Annotated in this window: 14 protein-coding genes; 8 read left to right on the top strand and 6 right to left on the bottom strand. The window is 56.6% G+C overall.

All coding sequences use genetic code 11. The features are described 5' to 3' along the window. Positions 1 to 20 precede the first annotated feature (20 nt). The 7 genes from ACZ5K9_RS03650 (at position 21) to ACZ5K9_RS03620 (ending at position 10924) form a co-directional block, all read left to right on the top strand. Positions 21 to 1319 carry a sulfite exporter TauE/SafE family protein gene (locus tag ACZ5K9_RS03650; protein WP_464273063.1) on the top strand — a complete coding sequence of 433 codons (1299 nt, stop codon included), beginning with the start codon at positions 21 to 23 and terminating at the stop codon, positions 1317 to 1319. Positions 1320 to 1323: 4 nt separating this feature from the next. Then, positions 1324 to 2028, top strand: a complete 705-nt coding sequence (locus ACZ5K9_RS03645) for a hypothetical protein (protein ID WP_464273062.1) — start codon at positions 1324 to 1326, stop codon at positions 2026 to 2028. A 213-nt stretch (positions 2029 to 2241) separates the two neighbouring features. Beyond that, a complete protein-coding gene (locus ACZ5K9_RS03640) occupies positions 2242 to 4914 on the top strand; it encodes a PEP/pyruvate-binding domain-containing protein (protein WP_464273061.1) in 2673 nt (890 codons plus the stop codon). 35 nt (positions 4915 to 4949) lie between these two features. Then, complete coding sequence (locus ACZ5K9_RS03635) at positions 4950 to 6230, top strand: sensor histidine kinase (RefSeq protein WP_464273060.1); 1281 nt, start codon at positions 4950 to 4952, stop codon at positions 6228 to 6230. 14 nt (positions 6231 to 6244) lie between these two features. Further along, the gene (locus ACZ5K9_RS03630; RefSeq protein ID WP_464273059.1) at positions 6245 to 6661 is read left to right on the top strand and encodes a universal stress protein; all 417 of its coding nucleotides are present in this window, start codon (positions 6245 to 6247) and stop codon (positions 6659 to 6661) included. 150 nt (positions 6662 to 6811) lie between these two features. Then, on the top strand, positions 6812 to 9535 hold the full coding sequence (locus tag ACZ5K9_RS03625) for a bifunctional acetate--CoA ligase family protein/GNAT family N-acetyltransferase (protein WP_464273058.1): 2724 nt from the start codon (positions 6812 to 6814) through the stop codon (positions 9533 to 9535). Positions 9536 to 9631: 96 nt separating this feature from the next. Then, entirely contained in the window at positions 9632 to 10924 is a 1293-nt protein-coding gene (locus ACZ5K9_RS03620) for a CBS domain-containing protein (RefSeq protein WP_464273057.1), read from the top strand. 201 nt (positions 10925 to 11125) lie between these two features. Here ACZ5K9_RS03620 and ACZ5K9_RS03615 read toward each other — a convergent pair whose 3' ends face one another. The 6 genes from ACZ5K9_RS03615 to ACZ5K9_RS03590 form a co-directional block, all read right to left on the bottom strand. Then, positions 11126 to 12448: a (Fe-S)-binding protein gene (locus tag ACZ5K9_RS03615; RefSeq protein WP_464273056.1), complete on the bottom strand. Its 1323-nt coding sequence runs from the start codon at positions 12446 to 12448 to the stop codon at positions 11126 to 11128. A 131-nt stretch (positions 12449 to 12579) separates the two neighbouring features. Next, positions 12580 to 13305, bottom strand: coding sequence for a phosphate ABC transporter ATP-binding protein (locus ACZ5K9_RS03610; protein WP_464273055.1), 726 nt, complete (start codon positions 13303 to 13305; stop codon positions 12580 to 12582). 8 nt (positions 13306 to 13313) lie between these two features. Continuing rightward, complete coding sequence (locus ACZ5K9_RS03605) at positions 13314 to 14204, bottom strand: PstA family ABC transporter permease (protein WP_464273054.1); 891 nt, start codon at positions 14202 to 14204, stop codon at positions 13314 to 13316. Further along, entirely contained in the window at positions 14201 to 14413 is a 213-nt protein-coding gene (locus tag ACZ5K9_RS03600) for a hypothetical protein (protein WP_464273053.1), read from the bottom strand. Before ACZ5K9_RS03600 ends, ACZ5K9_RS03605 begins: the two co-directional genes overlap by 4 nt. A gap of 8 nt (positions 14414 to 14421) precedes the next feature. Beyond that, on the bottom strand, positions 14422 to 15078 hold the full coding sequence (locus tag ACZ5K9_RS03595; RefSeq protein WP_464273052.1) for a PstC family ABC transporter permease: 657 nt from the start codon (positions 15076 to 15078) through the stop codon (positions 14422 to 14424). Continuing rightward, positions 15075 to 15908 (bottom strand): phosphate ABC transporter substrate-binding protein, encoded by an 834-nt coding sequence (locus ACZ5K9_RS03590; RefSeq protein ID WP_464273051.1) that lies wholly within the window; start codon positions 15906 to 15908, stop codon positions 15075 to 15077. Before ACZ5K9_RS03590 ends, ACZ5K9_RS03595 begins: the two co-directional genes overlap by 4 nt. A 75-nt stretch (positions 15909 to 15983) precedes the next feature. Here ACZ5K9_RS03590 and ACZ5K9_RS03585 point away from each other — a divergent pair, with 75 nt between their 5' ends. Then, positions 15984 to 16178, top strand: coding sequence for a hypothetical protein (locus ACZ5K9_RS03585; protein ID WP_464273050.1), 195 nt, complete (start codon positions 15984 to 15986; stop codon positions 16176 to 16178). The last annotated feature ends 41 nt before the right edge of the window (positions 16179 to 16219 follow it).

Below are 16219 nucleotides of genomic sequence, written 5' to 3'. Positions count from 1 at the left end.
TCCTAGAAGAGGTGAAAACCATGAAAACGATGCGGAAAATCTACGCTTTGCTCCTCAGTGCATCCAAGGCGCACGCGCGTTGGGAATACGAGACCTCCTTAAATATCGTGAGGAGTCGTAAGCGCCTCCTGATTCTGGGATTGATGGCGCTTCCGGCCCTCCTGTTCGCCGTGGCCTTCGCTGCAGATCCCTCCGGTGGCGGTTTGCCCGGGATGCTCGGCGGCAAGGAGGCCTACACCCCGGCATTTTACGACACGAGGATCTTCTTGATTTCCATACTTATCGGCTTGTGCGCCGGGTTGATTACCGGGTGCATCGGCGCCGGAGGGGGCTTCATCATCACACCGGCGCTGATGAGCGCCGGAATTAAGGGCATTTTGGCGGTTGGGACCGACCTTTTTCACATTTTCGCCAAGGCCATCATGGGGACCACGGTACACAAGAAATTGGGCAATGTGTCCGTGCCCTTGGCCATATGGTTCCTGGTGGGTTCGGGGATCGGTGTGACCGGCGGCGGTGTGATCAACAGAACCCTTTATGAAATCAATCCGCTTCTCAGTGATACCTTTATCAGCGTGGTCTATGTGATCTTGCTTGGATTCCTGGGAATTTACGCCCTCACGGACTTCCTCAGGCTCCGCAAAGCCGGTGTGGACGTGGGAGCCCATCATGGAGAAAGTCCTCATGGTGCCGAGGTCTCTTCGGGTAAAGTCGGCCTACCGGCCCGCCTGCAGGCCATGAACATCCCACCGTATATTCGCTTTGACGAGGACCTGGTTCCGGGCGGAAAGAAGATTCCCGCGCTTTTCGTCATCGTCTCCGGTGCCTTGGTGGGGTTTGTGGCCGCCATCATGGGTGTGGGCGGCGGTTTTCTCACGTTCCCCATTTTTGTCTACGTCCTTGGGGTTTCGTCCTTCACCACGGTGGGAACCGACATTTTGCAGATCATTTTCACAGGCGCTTACGCGGCCATCTTCCAGTATGCCATTTACGGGTTCATTTTCTATACTCTGGCCATGGGCATGCTCTTGGGGTCGCTCTTGGGAGTCCAGTTGGGAGCCCTGACCACGAAGGTCATCAAGGGGATCTACATTCGCGGTTTTTACGCGACAGCCATCATGGCGGGATTTGTCAACCGGTTGTTTGCTTTGCCAAAGAAGCTCGCCGACATGAAGTACATCACCCTGGCCCCCGAGACCGGCAAGATATTGACCACTATCGGGAACTGGGCGTTTTTCATCGTGGTCAGCATTTTCGCCCTGTGGGTCATTGGAACCTTTGTGACACGCATCGGGGCCCTTCGTGGAGAGGAGGCGTAAGGCTATGGTGCAAAATAAGAAAGCTTTCAATATCGGGGTGTTTCTGACGTTGTCGTTCTTCGCCGTTTTGTGGATCATGTTCATGCCCTACTTCGGTGGAGAGAATGCTTTCCACGCGGCGGATCGACTCTTTAACACCATCTCCAAAGGATCTTCCTACTATATCCCTGGTTTGATGGAGAAAAGCAAAGCCTCGGATGGGACGGCCGTGGACGTCAGGATTTCCGTCAACCCCGGCAAGCTTCGAGACAATGTGGCTAAGATCCTTTTGACCAACGGAGCGATGGTGGCCCAAGACGGAGAGGCACTCAAGGTCCAGTCGGATCTGGGCACACTTCTTCGGGCGGCCCTGAAGGACAGTGACAGCATGTATCACAACCGTGGGCAAGAGGTGAGCGAGCGCTACGGGATCCCTGAAAAAGAAGCACTCTTTGCCTGGTGGAGCGCCTTCAAAGCCATCGACAAGGACCTCAAGGAACAAAAGAGATTTAAGGAATCCAAACAGATTAACGAGGTCATCGCTCGGGGGATCGAAGTCGGTTATAATTATTATGGCATTTCGCCCGAGAAAGCATCCAGCCGGGCGGGAATCTTGGCCTTCTCTCTCGTTTTCTATGTTGTGTACACCGTATGGTGGGGCTTTGCCATTATGTACCTTTGCGAAGGTATCGGTCTGGAGATGAAGAAGGGCGCGAAAAAGGAAGTTTGAGATTCAAGCCACCATGTGTGAAAGAGCCATGGCGCGGGTCCCAGCCATACCCCCCGACCCGGCGCAGCCCCGCAGCCGGCTCTTTCCTCACCTTCCCGACGACGTCTTCGTCGGGAAGGTCAACTCAGGCATTGGAAGAAGGCTCTGCCATTTTTCGAGGTTTGGGGAATGCGGGAATGGGTGCATTGAGAATCGCGTGCGGGAGAGATGCCGGTGGCACGTGTTTTCCTAGAAGACCTGAAGAAATGGACGAAGAGGATATCCGGATGGCTCGGGCTTTCCCTGTCCAAGGATCCCGCCCCCGCAGAAACCCTTGAAGACTTGCGTTTGGCTTTCCAGAACCGCTATCACCACTTCAAGCTCCTTTTGAACGCCAACAATCGTGCTTTGGAAATCATGACCGAAATGGAGGAGATGCTCCAGGGCACCCGTCCATTTGGGATGACCTTTGTGCGGTCGCGATGCACCCTGGTGTCGACAAACGTTTTCCAAATCATCCAGCACCTCGACGCCCTCGCCCCGGGGAAATACTCGGAACTCTACGAACGCTTTCGGGCGATTCAAAAGCAGATCAATCCCTATATCCACATCACCCGTCCGTCGGTATCGGGACCTCTGGTTTTGCCCATGGGACAGGTGGATAAAGATACCGGCGACTGGGTGGGGTCCAAGATGGCGAATCTTGGGGAAATCAACAGGCGCTTGGGGGTGCCGACCCCCGATGGGTTTGCCATCACCGTTTATGGGACCGAAAGGTTTTTCGAAGCCAACGCTCTCCAAGAAGAAATCGACCGACGGCTGCAAGCCGTGCAATCGGATCGACTGGATGAGCTTTTTGCTTTGAGCGCCCAGATTCAGCAACTGGTCATCGCCGCGCCGGTGCCGGATGACCTTCGGGAAGCTGTTCGGGAGCAGCTGCAGGTGCTCAAAGAAAAACACGGTGGAAGGCTGCGTTTTGCGGTCAGGAGCAGTTCTCTCGTGGAAGATCTTCCGGGGATGTCCTTTGCCGGCCAATTCCGCTCCGAACTCAATGTCGGGGAGGAAAGCCTGCTTCAGGCGTTTAAAGAGGTCGTGGCCAGCAAATACGGGGTGGCCGCCATGACCTATCGGCTGCGCCAAGGCCTGCGCGACGACGATGTGGCCATGTGCGTGGGGTGCCTCGTCATGGTGGAGGCCGTAGCCAGTGGTGTGCTGTACACGCGGCATCCGCTGCACGTTCGTGAAGAGGTCCTCGTGATCAACGGGGTATGGGGTCTGCCGAAGTCCGTGGTGGACGGCAGTGTCAGCCCCGACGTGTGGGTCGTGTCCCGCAAGGAGCCTCATCCGGTTGTGGATCGGCGAATTGGGGAAAAATCCGTCAAATATGTCTGTTATCCCGACGAAGGAATCTGCCGATTGGAAAGCGCCGGAATGGAAAGCTCAACACCGTGTTTGACCGACGTGCAACTCGCCGAACTGTCCGAGCTGGCCTTACGGATCGAAGAGCATTACGGCGCTCCCCAAGACATCGAGTGGGCTGTGGATGCCTCTGGAAATTTTGTGATTCTGCAGACTCGACCGCTCGGAGCACGTCATGTTGCGGATGAAAGCGTTTCGGTGGGCGGCGCCGAAGCCGTTCCGGAGGGTGTGCGCGTGCTGGCCGAAGGCGGAATAACGGCTTCGCCGGGTATCGCTGCCGGTCCGGTCCACGTGGTGCGCCGTGATGCGGACGCGCTCCAGTGCCCGCAAGGCGCGGTTCTTGTGGTGGCCCAAGCGTTGCCTCGATGGGCACCGCTTTTAGGGCAGGTGGCCGCAGTGATCAGCGAACAGGGGAGTGTTGCTGGGCACTTGGCGAACGTCGCCAGGGAATTTCATGTGCCGGCAGTGTTCGACCTGCCCGGGGTGGTGAGTTCTCTGTCCCCGGGACAACTGGTGACCGTGGATGCCGATCAACGGCGGATTTATGAAGGGGCCGTGTACATGGAGCGTCAGCACCCGGTCAGTCGGACCCCCCTCATGAAAGGCACTCCCGTCTACGAAGTCCTGGAAGGTGTCAGCCGCCTGATCATTCCATTAAATCTGCTGGATCCCGACTCGCCGGAGTTTTCCCCCAAACGGTGCCTCACATTCCACGACATCACGCGCTTTTGCCATGAAAAGGCCGTCCACGAGATGTTCCGGTTCGGGGCGGACCATCGCTTTCCCCAAAAATCGGCGAAACAACTCATGTGCCGTGTCCCCATGCAGTTTTGGATCATCAATCTGGATGATGGTTTCACGGGGGATATCGAAGGGCCTTTTGTCATGTTGGATCAGATTGTGTCTGTCCCCATGCTGGCCCTGTGGCATGGCATGACGGCCGTTCCTTGGGAAGGGCCGCCCCCTGTGGACACGAAGGGATTCATGTCGATCCTCCTGGAAGCCACTTCCAACCCTGGGCTGGATCCGTCCGTGGCGTCCCCTTATGCGATTCGAAATTATTTCATGATCTCGAGAAATTTTTGCAGTCTCCAATCCCGATTCGGCTTCCATTTTTCCACGTTGGAAGCCCTCGTGGATGAGCGGACCTCGCAAAACTACGTGAGCTTTCAATTCAAGGGCGGGGCGGCCGATCGCAGACGGCGGATTCTTCGAGCGAAGTTTGTGGCGGATCTTCTGGAATCCTTCGATTTTCGTTGTCAAGTCAGGGAAGACGCCGCTTTTGCCCGACTGGAAGGGCGTCCCGAAGAGGTCATGGTGGATCGGCTCCGCATTTTGGGTTATCTCATTATCCACACACGCCAGCTTGACATGGTCATGGACAATGCGGGTTCGGTGAATCGCTACAAGGCAAAGATGCTCCAGGAGATTGACTTGGTGCGGGCCGCAGAGGCCCTGTCCTGCCAGCACGCGGCGGTTCGTCAATAAAAAGAGGAGCCGTTTCCATCGGCTTGGGGGGAGCCATGGGTCCCATCACGTTTCAAAGCGATTTAACCACGGTGTCTTTCAGCCGACGAAAATTGATGCACCGAAACCGGGCCTTATCCGTGCTTTTGGGTTTGAGCGAGCTCCTGTCCCAATCGAAGGGCATGAAGGAACTCCTGAGTCAAGCTTTGGATTATGTGCTCGAACATACGGCGTTTGATGCAGGCCGGGTTTATCTCATGGACGCAGACCGGCAGAGCTTACGCTTGGCTGCCTACCGCAGTATGGACGTGGAAGGGTTGGAACGGGTCAGTCTTGACGAAGGATTCACGGGTCGGTCGGCCAAGTCCTGCAGCTTCATCGCGCAGTCGATCCACTCCCTTGGAGACCCCAGGAGAGTGGAGCTTCTGGCGGCTAAAGGGCTTCACACGGTGGTTTGTGTCCCCTTTGTGGTTTTTGACCGCGTAGAGGGGGTGATGAATCTCGCCGCCATGAGCCCCATTCAACTGGATCAAAACGAAGTCGACCTCCTGATGATGATCGGACATCTTATGGGCGTAGCGGCTATTCATGCGGAAACGGAAGAGGTTCTTCGGGAGATTGTCGAGGAACTTCAACAGAGGAACGAGACCATCAAGCTTTTCGTCTCCACGGTCGGCCATGATCTGAAGGGACCGGCAGTGGCGGCCTATGGATTCGCCAGGAGGTTGCGAGATCGTTACGGTGACATTTTAGGTCAGAACGGCCTCTTGTATTGTGAGCAGATCCTGAAAGCGACAAAGCAGATCGCCACCATGGTCGATGAACTCAACAGCTTTGTGCGCACCCGTGAAATGACACTTCAGCCCCAGCGTCTGCTGGTTTCGTGCTTGTGGGAAAGCCTGAAACAGGAATTTTCTGCGGAGCTGGCGAAGAAATCAGTGCGCTGGACGGTCCTTTCACGGGTCACGGAAGTGACCGCCGATGAAGTCATGGTGCTTCGGGCCATGAGAAACCTTATCCAGAATGCCCTGACCCATGGCGGTCCCGACCTGCGCACCCTGCAGGTGGGCTGTGAGGAAAGGCAAGGCTTCTACGTCTTTTGGGTTGCCGACGACGGTCAAGGAATTCCCTTGGAAGACCAGAGAAAATTATTTGAACCCTTTGCACGACTAAAGCCCTCGGTGTCCGTGGAGGGTTCGGGGTTGGGGTTGACCATCGTCCGAGAGGTGGCGCATCGGCATGGTGGGGAAGCCTGGGTTCGTTCCGAGCCGGGCAAAGGGGCGGTGTTTTTCTTCAGCGTGGCGAAGCAGCCTGCGCATCAATGTGCATCGGCGTAGAAAGGAGCCTGAACATGTTTCAGAAGATTCTCTTTCCTGTGGATTTCTCTGAGGTCTCGGCGAAAATCGTTCCGGTTGTGCGGGAAATGGCCGCGCGTTTCCAAGCAGAGGTCCACGTGCTTTTCGTGGCTCGGGTTTTTGAACATCTTGGAAGTATCTACGTGCCTCACCCCAGTATCAAGACCATCCAGGCGGAATTGGTCCAAGGAGCCCAGAAGAAGCTAGAGGAGTTTCTCAAGGAGCACTTTCCACACACAACGACCTACGGGCAGGTCGTCTCCGGGGATCCTGCCGAAGAAATCCTGGAATTCTCGACGGCCCACAGTATCGACCTCATCATCATGGGCACGCATGGGCGCAAGGGGCTTGAGCGGATCGTTTTCGGTAGTGTTGCCGAGCGTGTGGTCAAGGGGCCGGCGTCCCGGTGCTGACGGTCAACCCTTATGGCCGAACCTTGGCATCGGGACATTGAACATTTTTCGGTGAGGATCGCTGAGCGGTTGGGCAGGCAATGCCGTGCCCGGGGCGCCACGTCAACATCCTGCCGACATCTCTTTGTGAACTCAGCTGGAGGATATTCAATGGGATTATTCAATCTCGACCGAATGCTCAACCCCAAAACCATCGCTGTCGTCGGCGCCAGTGAAAGGCCGGAAAGCGTCGGAGCGGCCGTCATGAGAAACCTTGTGGAAGGCGGTTTCCCCGGCGCCGTGTATCCCATCAATCCCCGCAGATCCACCGTTCAGGGTCTGAAGGCTTACGCGAGGTTGAGCGACGCTCCGAGCCCTATCGATTTGACCGTCGTGGCGACCCCCATGGACACCGTCCCGGAAATCATGGAAGATTGCGGGGCCAAAGGTGTGGCCGGTGCGGTGATCCTTTCGGCGGGAGGGCGTGAGATCGGACAAGAAGGGCGACGACTCGAAGAGGAGATTGCCCGCCGTGCCGCCGCGGCAAGGGTTCGAATCATCGGACCCAACTGCCTGGGGTTCATCTGCCCTGGCGCGAAGCTCAACGCAAGTTTTGCCGCCCACATGCCCCCGGCGGGCCGGTTGGCTTTCATCTCCCAAAGTGGTGCGTTGTGCACGGCTATTCTCGACCTGTCCCTCCAAGAAGGAATTGGCTTCAGTTATTTTGTGAGTATTGGCTCCATGCTGGATGTGGACTTCGCGGACCTCATTGACTATCTGGGCAACGAATTTCAGGTAACGAGCATCCTCCTATATGTGGAAAGCATTCCCAATCTGCGTAAATTTATGAGCGCCGCCCGGGCGGTGTCGCGGATCAAGCCTATTGTCGTGCTGAAATCTGGAAGAAGCCCTGCAGGGGCACGGGCCGCATCTTCCCATACGGGGGCCATGGCCGGGGAGGATGCCCTCTACGATGCCGCGTTTCGCCGCGCCGGCGTCCTGCGCGTGCACACCATCGGGCAGCTTTTTGACTGTGCAGAACTTCTAGCGAAGCAGCCCCGACCGGAAGGGCCTAGACTGGCCATCATCACCAATGCCGGCGGTCCAGGGGTCATGGCCGCAGATGCTCTCGCGGAATACGGACTTGAACCGGCGCCGCTCGGGGAAAAGACTCTGGCAGCCCTCGATGCCGTACTTCCACCCTGCTGGAGCCGCAATAACCCTGTGGATATTCTCGGAGATGCTTCTCCGGAGCGGTATAGCGCGGCGCTGAAAGTGTGTGTGGAATCTGGGGATATCGACGGCGTCCTGCTCATTCTCACCCCCCAGGCCATGACAGACCCATCAGGGGTAGCCCGTCAGGTAACGTCTATGGCGGCAAAACGGCCATGCCCCATTTTGGCGTCATGGATGGGCGGAGTGAATGTGGAGGAGGGACGTCGGATCCTCAACCGGGCCGGCATCCCCACCTATGCGACGCCCGAACAAGCCATTGTGGCTTTCCTGGAATTGCATCAATATGCGGTCAACCAAAAGATGCTGAAGGAGATTCCCAAGAGGTTTCGGGAGGATCTGACCTTCGATGATCAAAGGGCCAAAACGATACTCCAAAAAGGACTCACCCGCCCCAACGGAATGCTCACCGAGGTCGAATCCAAACAACTCTTGGAGGCTTACGGGATCCCGACGACGGCGACACGCCTCGCCGTGGATGAAGAGCAGGCCGTGGTGTTCGCCCGGGATATGGGTTTTCCTGTGGTGCTGAAGATCTGCTCGCCGGACATTGTCCATAAGACGGAAGCGGGTGGCATTCAACTGGATCTTCAGAGCGAAGAGCAGGTCCGTGTCGCTTATCGGAGCATTGTCCAAGGGGCGCGTGCTTACAAGCCGGATGCCGAGATCCAAGGGGTGTCCGTTCAGCCCATGCTGCGCAACGGCCGAGGATCCGCCGGCTTGGAACTCATTGTGGGAGCCAAGAGAGATGAACAGTTCGGCCCCGTGATCCTTTTCGGCATGGGCGGCATTTTTGCCGAACTCCTCCGGGATCGCTCCCTGGGGCTTCCTCCCCTGAATCGCGCCTTGGCACGTCGCCTCATGGAAGAGACGAGAGTCTACAAAGTCCTCCAAGGATACCGTAATCTGCCGCCTGCCAACATGGCGGCGCTGGAAGAGCTGCTGATTCGGCTGAGTCAACTGGTCACAGATTTTCCAGAGATTGCCGAACTCGATATCAATCCGGTGATCGTCCAACAAGGGAGACCATGGGCGGTGGATGCTCGTGTTTTGGTCCGACCCAGCCCGCTCGCCTCGCCGATGCACCTCATCATCAGCCCCTATCCGGCAAAATACGAAAAACATGCCGCCACATCGTTCGGGGTATCGGTGTTTATTCGGCCTATCAAGCCGGAAGACGCCCCTTTGCTGGTGGACCTTTTCCATGTGTTGTCTCCGACGAGCATCTACTATCGGTTTTTCAGTCCTCTGAAGGAGCTTTCCGAAGACTTGTTGGCCCGGTTCACGCAAATCGACTACGATCGCGAAATCGCCTTGGTGGCCCTAGACTCCCCAGGGTCTCCAGAGGAAAGAATGCTCGGGGTGGCTCGGGTGATCAGCGATCCCGACGGGAAAAAAGCGGAATTCGCCGTGTTGGTGGGGGATCCTTGGCAAGGCAAAGGCATCGGCGCTCTGCTCTTGGAAAATTGCCTTCAGATTGCCAAAGAACGAGGCATTGAAACCGTCTGGGGAACGGTACTTCAGGAAAATACGCAGATGCTCGCCTTGGGGAGAAAATTGGGGTTTACGGTGTGCCGGGTGCCGGAAAGCAGCGAGTGTGAGCTCACGATTGATCTGCGCGGAGTCACCTTCGATGAAGAGGGCCGAATGCGGCGATGCTGAAAAAAACTTTGTGAAAACTTTCAAGTGATGACCTGGCCGTGCCGATCTACACCAGGGAAAACGATAGCGTACGGACGATGAGAATGGACGCCCCTTATGGAGATCATCACGACCCACAAGAACGTCGATTTCGATGCCCTGGCCTCCGTTGTGGCCGCCACACATCTTTACCCCGACGCCCGCATTGTGCTTCCCCGCAGCATCAACGCCAATGTGCGGGCCTTTCTTTCGATCCATAAGGATCTTTTTCCCGTCTTGAGTCCCCTTTCCATTCGCCACGATGAGGTGACTCGATTGATCGTGGTGGACGCCAACCGGTGGGACCGGCTCGACGGCATGGATCCCTTGATGGTTCGGCCGGATTTGGAGGTGCACCTCTGGGATCACCACCCGGACATTGGGGACATCGTGCCGGCCGACGGGCGGCAGGCACTGGTGGGATCCGCCGCCACAGTGCTGGTCCACGAACTGGAACGGCGCCGAGCGCCCATCGATCCCATCCACGCGACCCTGTTCTTGGCAGGGATTTACGAGGACACGGGACATTTGACCTTTCCCTGCACCCGGCCGGATGACGCCCGCGCTGCCGCCTTCCTCCTGGAAGTGCAGGCGGACTTGAGTGTGATCCAGACGGCCCTAAGACCGGGCTACGGGCCCCAGCATAAGGAAATCCTGACCCGCCTCTTGGAATCCGCCCAACGGACGACCATGAACGGTCACGTGGTGTGCTTTGCCAAAGCGGATCTCAACGGCCACATCTCCGGATTGGCCTCCGTGGTCACCATGCTGCGGGATGTTTTGAGCGTGGATGCCGCCTTCGGGATTTTTTGGGACGGACAGCGGAAGCAAACCATTGTCATCGCCCGTAGTGGCCCGGAAAGCGTGGATGTTGCGGCACTGATGAAACCCATGGGGGGCGGCGGCCGACCGGAAGCGGCATCGGCTCTGGTCAAAGGAACCCACCCAGATGGCGTGGAAAACTGGATCCGCGAGCTTTTCTCGCAGAATGGGCATGCCTCCGTGCCGATCTTCGACCTGATGTCTTTTCCTGTCTTTACCGTAGGTCCGGACGAGACGGTGGAGGCAGTCCACCAACAGCTCCGCGAACGGGGACACACAGGGGCCCCTGTCGTGGAAGGGGAAAAACTCATTGGAGTGATCTCCATCCGCGACCTCGTGAAACTTCAGCGCCCCACACAACGCTCGGCGCCCATCAAGGCCTTTATGAAAAGAGACGTCGTCACCATTGACCCACAGGCGAACGTCACTACAGCCCTGAGGCTCATGGTGAAACACGACATCGGGCGGTTGCCGGTGGTGGAAGGGGGACGGCTGGTGGGAATCGTTACCCGGTCGGACCTAATGCTCTATTACTACAACCTCATTTAGTCGTGAAGCGCGAACGGTCCGTTCAGGGGAGAATACGGGGAGCCGGCCCATATTCTTTTTAAACGGGAACCGATTCCGGACCGTTCACGCCTCACCGCGGGGCCGAAGATCGCCCCCGCACACCGACCCCCATTCTGTCAGAAAATGGGGACGAAGCCGGCTTTTTCGGGGAAAATGTTTCGGCCTTGGCTGTGATGCCGATCAATAGCCGCCTTCGGTGTCAATACCGAACCTTTCCCATTGCGCCTTGGCCTCCTGTTGGGCTTTTTCGATTTCCTCATCGCTCCAAGGCTCAATGATCAGGGTGTCGGCCACCAATTCCCAGATATATTTCACTTCGTAGGTCGCATCCTCGGGGTAGAACTTGGGCAGGCGCTTCATGATCTGGTCATGGCAGTTGGAACAGCCCACGACCACCACATTGGCGCCCGAGTTCTTGATCTGCTTGACTTTGTAGCGCCCATGGTAGGCGGCTTCCTGCTCATACGGCATGGGCCACATGCCCCCGCCGGCGCCGCAGCAATAGTTGCCGCTTCGGTTCGGTTCCATGTCCACAAAGTGATCCACGCACTGTTGAATGATCCATCGGGGCTCTTCGTAATAACCCTTCCCAAAATTGCGTTCCAATTCTCTCCCGTGTTTACAGGAATCGTGCCAGGTGAACACCTTGCCCGCATTGCGGCTTTTGTCCAATTTGATGCGCCCCGTCTCGATGATTTCTTTCAAATAATCATAGAGATAGATGTAATCAACGCGGTTGTTGGGATCCTCCAATGAGCACATCTTCATCCCCTTACGGCACCCATAGGATCCACCCCCGCAGTCGGGCATAATCATCCGTTTCACCTTCAAATTTTTCATGTGCTCGATCTTACGCTGGGCCAGAATCTTTGTGGCCTCGTAGTTCCCGGTGAAAAGCCCCCAGTCGACGGCTTCCCAGTTCGTGGATGGGATTGTCCAGTTTTCCTTGGCGGCGTAGAAGATTTTCCACCACCACTTCATGTCTTCATTGTCGGCGAAGACTTCCTTGGAATTGGGGAAGAAGAGAATGTCCGCCCCCACTTTGTCAACGGGCACATAAAACCCGGGGCATTCCTCTGCCGCCAGTTCCGCGCCCATGTCGGCCATGAGGAAAAGATAATCTTCCAGAGGAATGGCCATGTTGTTGCCGGTGTTCAGCACGTTTTCCACGCCCTTGTGTAAAATGCCGGGCACTTGATCCCTAGGCCGGAGATGTTTCATATGGGCAAGGATGGCAACAATGTCGATGCCCATGGGGCATGCGTGGGCACACCGGCCGCATCCCGTGCATAACCATGGGAACTTCGAATTCACCACTTCATCGAGAAGCCCGAAGGCGAGCATTCGGATCACCTTGCGGGTGTCCCAACCTTCCATGCCCGGAGTGCCGGTGATGGGGCAGCCGTTGGAACAGGTGCCGCACGTGAGACACAGGTTGAGGTCAAATTTACTGAGATATTCTTTAACGTCATCCTGAAGTTTTTTGGGAACCAGCATGTCCATGAGAGCATCCTCCTTGTTCAAGACCATCCCTATACCTGGGGATCCACGTGGCGGCGTCGTATCTCATTTTGGCTTCTACGGTCTTTGGCCTGCCGAATCAAATAGGAAGTTCCGATATCACAGTTTGCATTCTATTGGGATGATAGATTAACTGTCAATGGAATATTAAAGAATAGGCGGCCGTCGCGCAGCTCCAGGACCCTATCCGCCAGTCGTTGGACCTGAGGCATGGCGTGAGAGACGACGATCACCGCCATGTGATGCTTCAACTCCAAAAGAAGGTCTTCGATCATGCGGGCGGCTTTTTCGTCCAGGGAAGACGTCGGTTCGTCCAGCATCATCACTTCGGGATTCAGGGTCAGGGCCCTGGCGATGCACAGGCGCTGCTGTTGGCCTCCGGACAAATGACGCGCGTCTTCGTGAAGTCGATCTTTAACCTCATCCCAAAGATAGGCTTTCGTCAAAGCCTTCTGGACGGCTTCCGCCAGACGGGAACGATGGCGGACCCCCATGATTTTCAGCGGGAAAGCCACGTTGTTTAAAATACTCATGGGCAATGGATTAGGATTTTGGAAAACCATGGCCACGCGGCGTCTGAGGGTTATTACGGGAAAGGAGGGATCCGAGACCAAGTGGTCCTGACCATCGAAAGAGATCCATATGTGACCTTCCATTCGAGCTCCGGGAATCTCCTCCCAAAGTCGGTTGATGCACATCAGAAGACTCGTCTTTCCCTGGCCGGAAGGTCCGATGAAGACCGTCAACTCACGCTCGTACAGATCACATGAGACCTTTTCCAGAACAAGGTGGGACCCGTACCAAAACGACACGTTTTCCAATCGAATTTTTGGATTCATTCCATGCTTCACTTTTGAGAACCGTACAGGAGGTGGTGTCGGAAAGAGCGCTTTATGGAAAAGGCGAGGAAAAAGAGTCCGAGACAGAGCAACAGCAGAATAATTGCCGCACCGAACCCCCTTTGGAGTTCCTCCGGACTCGTGTACTGGGATGAAATGTAATAGATGTAAAAGGGAAGGGCCTCAAAATTTCCAAGGGGAGACCGAGGGATTCCGGCAAGGGCGACCGCCCCCGTGAGCAGGATCACGGCCGTGTCCTCTGCGCACCGCCCGACGGCCAAGATGACGCCAGTAGCGATGCCGTTCAAACTGCTCGGAAGAAGCACGTGCCAGAGGTTTTGACACCGACTGGCACCGAGACTGAGAGCGCCAAGGCGTAAAGACAGAGGCAGACTTTCCAGGGCCGATTGGACGGCCCGGATCAGGTAAGGAAGCACGAGAATCCCAAGGCTTACACTTGCGAGAAGTAGACAGGGTCCAATTCTTGGGGAGACGACCCGGTGCAGGCCGATGGAAAGGCTGAATCCGAAAAGACCGATGACAATGGACGGAATCCCGGCGAGTATGTCGAAGGCGACACTGAAAACCTTTTTCGTGCGACCTTGGGCGAATTCGGCGAGATAGATCCCGGCGGAGAGTCCCACGGGAATCGCGAAAGCCACTGCGAGGACGACGACCGAGAGGGTTCCCACGAGGGCGGGCCATAGGCCGTCAAGAACACGCGCTTTCCCTAAGACGGCATCCAGCGCATCCGCCGAGCCGAACAGCAGGGAAGGACCGATGGCGGATGCCCCCTTGACGATGACGAAGAGCACAACGGTTCCCCCACCGCTGACAACGGCCGCGGCGCAGACTATGGAAAAACTTTTGAGCAGGACGGAGAGAACGCGCTCTGTCACGGTTCGATACCTTTGGCGCGGGATCGGATTTTCCAGGCGGCCATGGCGACGCCGGCATTCACTGCATAGACCGCCACGCCGCAGGCGAAAATGGATGCAAATTCTAGACTGTGGAAATCTGCGGCGATGACTAGAGCGATGTGAGCGGTGAGGGTGCGGGCCGATTGAAGAAGGTTTGAAGGAAAAACAGCGGCATTGCCTGCCAGCATCAAGGAAATCAGGGTATCTCCGAAAGCCCTCCCAAAAGCCAACAAAATTCCGGTGACCAGCCCTGGCCGAGCCCATGGGAGAATGACATAGAGCAATCTTTGTGCCGGACCGGCCCGAGCGCGCTTGCCGCGAGCCCATACTCTTTCGGGATGGATTCCATGGCATCGATGAAAAATAGAGCCATGGTCGGTGTGACCATGAGGGTCAGCATGAGGACGGCGGACAAGAGGCAACGGCCCGAACCCGCTTCAAAAACATTCCGTATCCAAGGGACAAGCACAAAGACCCCAACGAAACCATAGATGACCGTCGGGACACCGGTCATGACATGAATCCATCCCCGCACCAGGCGAGACAGCAGGCGCGGAGCAAAAACGCTGACGAACGCGGCGCAACCCAAGCTGATGGGAACGGCCAGCACGAGCACACAGAAGGACAGGAGAAGACTGGCCCCAATCATGGGCCGGATGCCGAAGCGACCATGCAAAGGGGCCCAGTCTTGAAGAAGAATGGACAGACCATGGCCGTGACTGAACACCGGGACGGCTAAAAGCATCATGTAAACAAAAATCGCCCCCGTCAACCCGGCGGCAGCACAGACCGACATGCCCAGAAGGCCGCGGAGGAGATCTTCGGAAATGCTTTCTTTCCAGCCTCGCGTCATGGCACGGGAATGAATCCCTGAGCTTTAATGACGGCTTTTCCTTCCGGGCTGAAGAGCGTGTCCAGAAAAGCTTTGACCAGCGGTGATGGTTCACCCTTGGTATTGCTATAAAGCCCCCGGGCTATTGGATACGCTCCGCTGACCACCGTATCCACAGAGGGCACGATGCCGTCGATGGCCACAGGCGCCACGGTGGCGTCGATATGTCCCACCGACATATAACCAATGGCCCCGGGGTCCGTGGCTACCGCCGTTTTCATGGCCCCATTGGAAGGCACCACATCGGCCGTGGGTGCCAACGGGCCTTTGTCCAAGGCGACTTCCCAGAACACTTGGCGGGTGCCGCTGGCTTCGTCCCGCGTCAGCAGATGGATGGTCTTATCCACTCCGCCGACATCTTTCCAGTTGGTGATGGTTCCGGCAAAGATGGCTTGAATCTGCTTTAGAGAGAGGGATTTAACGGGGTTTTCGGGATGAACCACGACGGCGACCCCGTCCAAAGCCCACAAATACAGCTTGAGGTTGTAAGAGGCGATTTCCTGATCGGTAGGTTTCCTTCCCGAGTTTCCGATATCCACGAGACCCTCGCCGACTTGCTTGATGCCCACGCCGGATCCCCCGCCGGCGATGGTGATTTGGATGTCGGGATATCGCGTCATGATCTCTTTGGCCAGCGATTGCATCACCGGGATGTGGGCGGTTCCTCCCGAGATTTTGATGGTGCCTTTCATTCCTTGGAAGGCATCGTAAGGTCCCGCCGAAGCGCACACGCCCATCAGACATACCAACCCACCAAGGACGCACGATATCGTCAGGATCGCTCTCTTCATGGAACACTCTCCTTTCGGCTGAAAAATTAAATGCCTGCTGGAATTCTCGAAGGCTTTTTCTATGGAGGAAAGCCGATGGAAGGCAAATCGGAAAAAGCGACGGCTTTATCCGTGATTCATCGGAAAGACCGATACTACCGAGGCACGGTGCCGGTGGGTGAGGTGAGTCCCAATGGCCGGTGGGGAGAGGGACACGAAGGTCCTCCGGTTTCTGAATCGGACCTCTTAGGTCTCCGAACCCCCGTGCTCGCCCGGACATTGGGTTGGTGAAGGCTTTGAACAGCGGGACAATGGGACTCGAGGTCCCGAGG

This window comes from Desulfosoma profundi (assembly GCF_055387865.1).
This window is presented reverse-complemented; position numbering and strand designations above follow the sequence as displayed.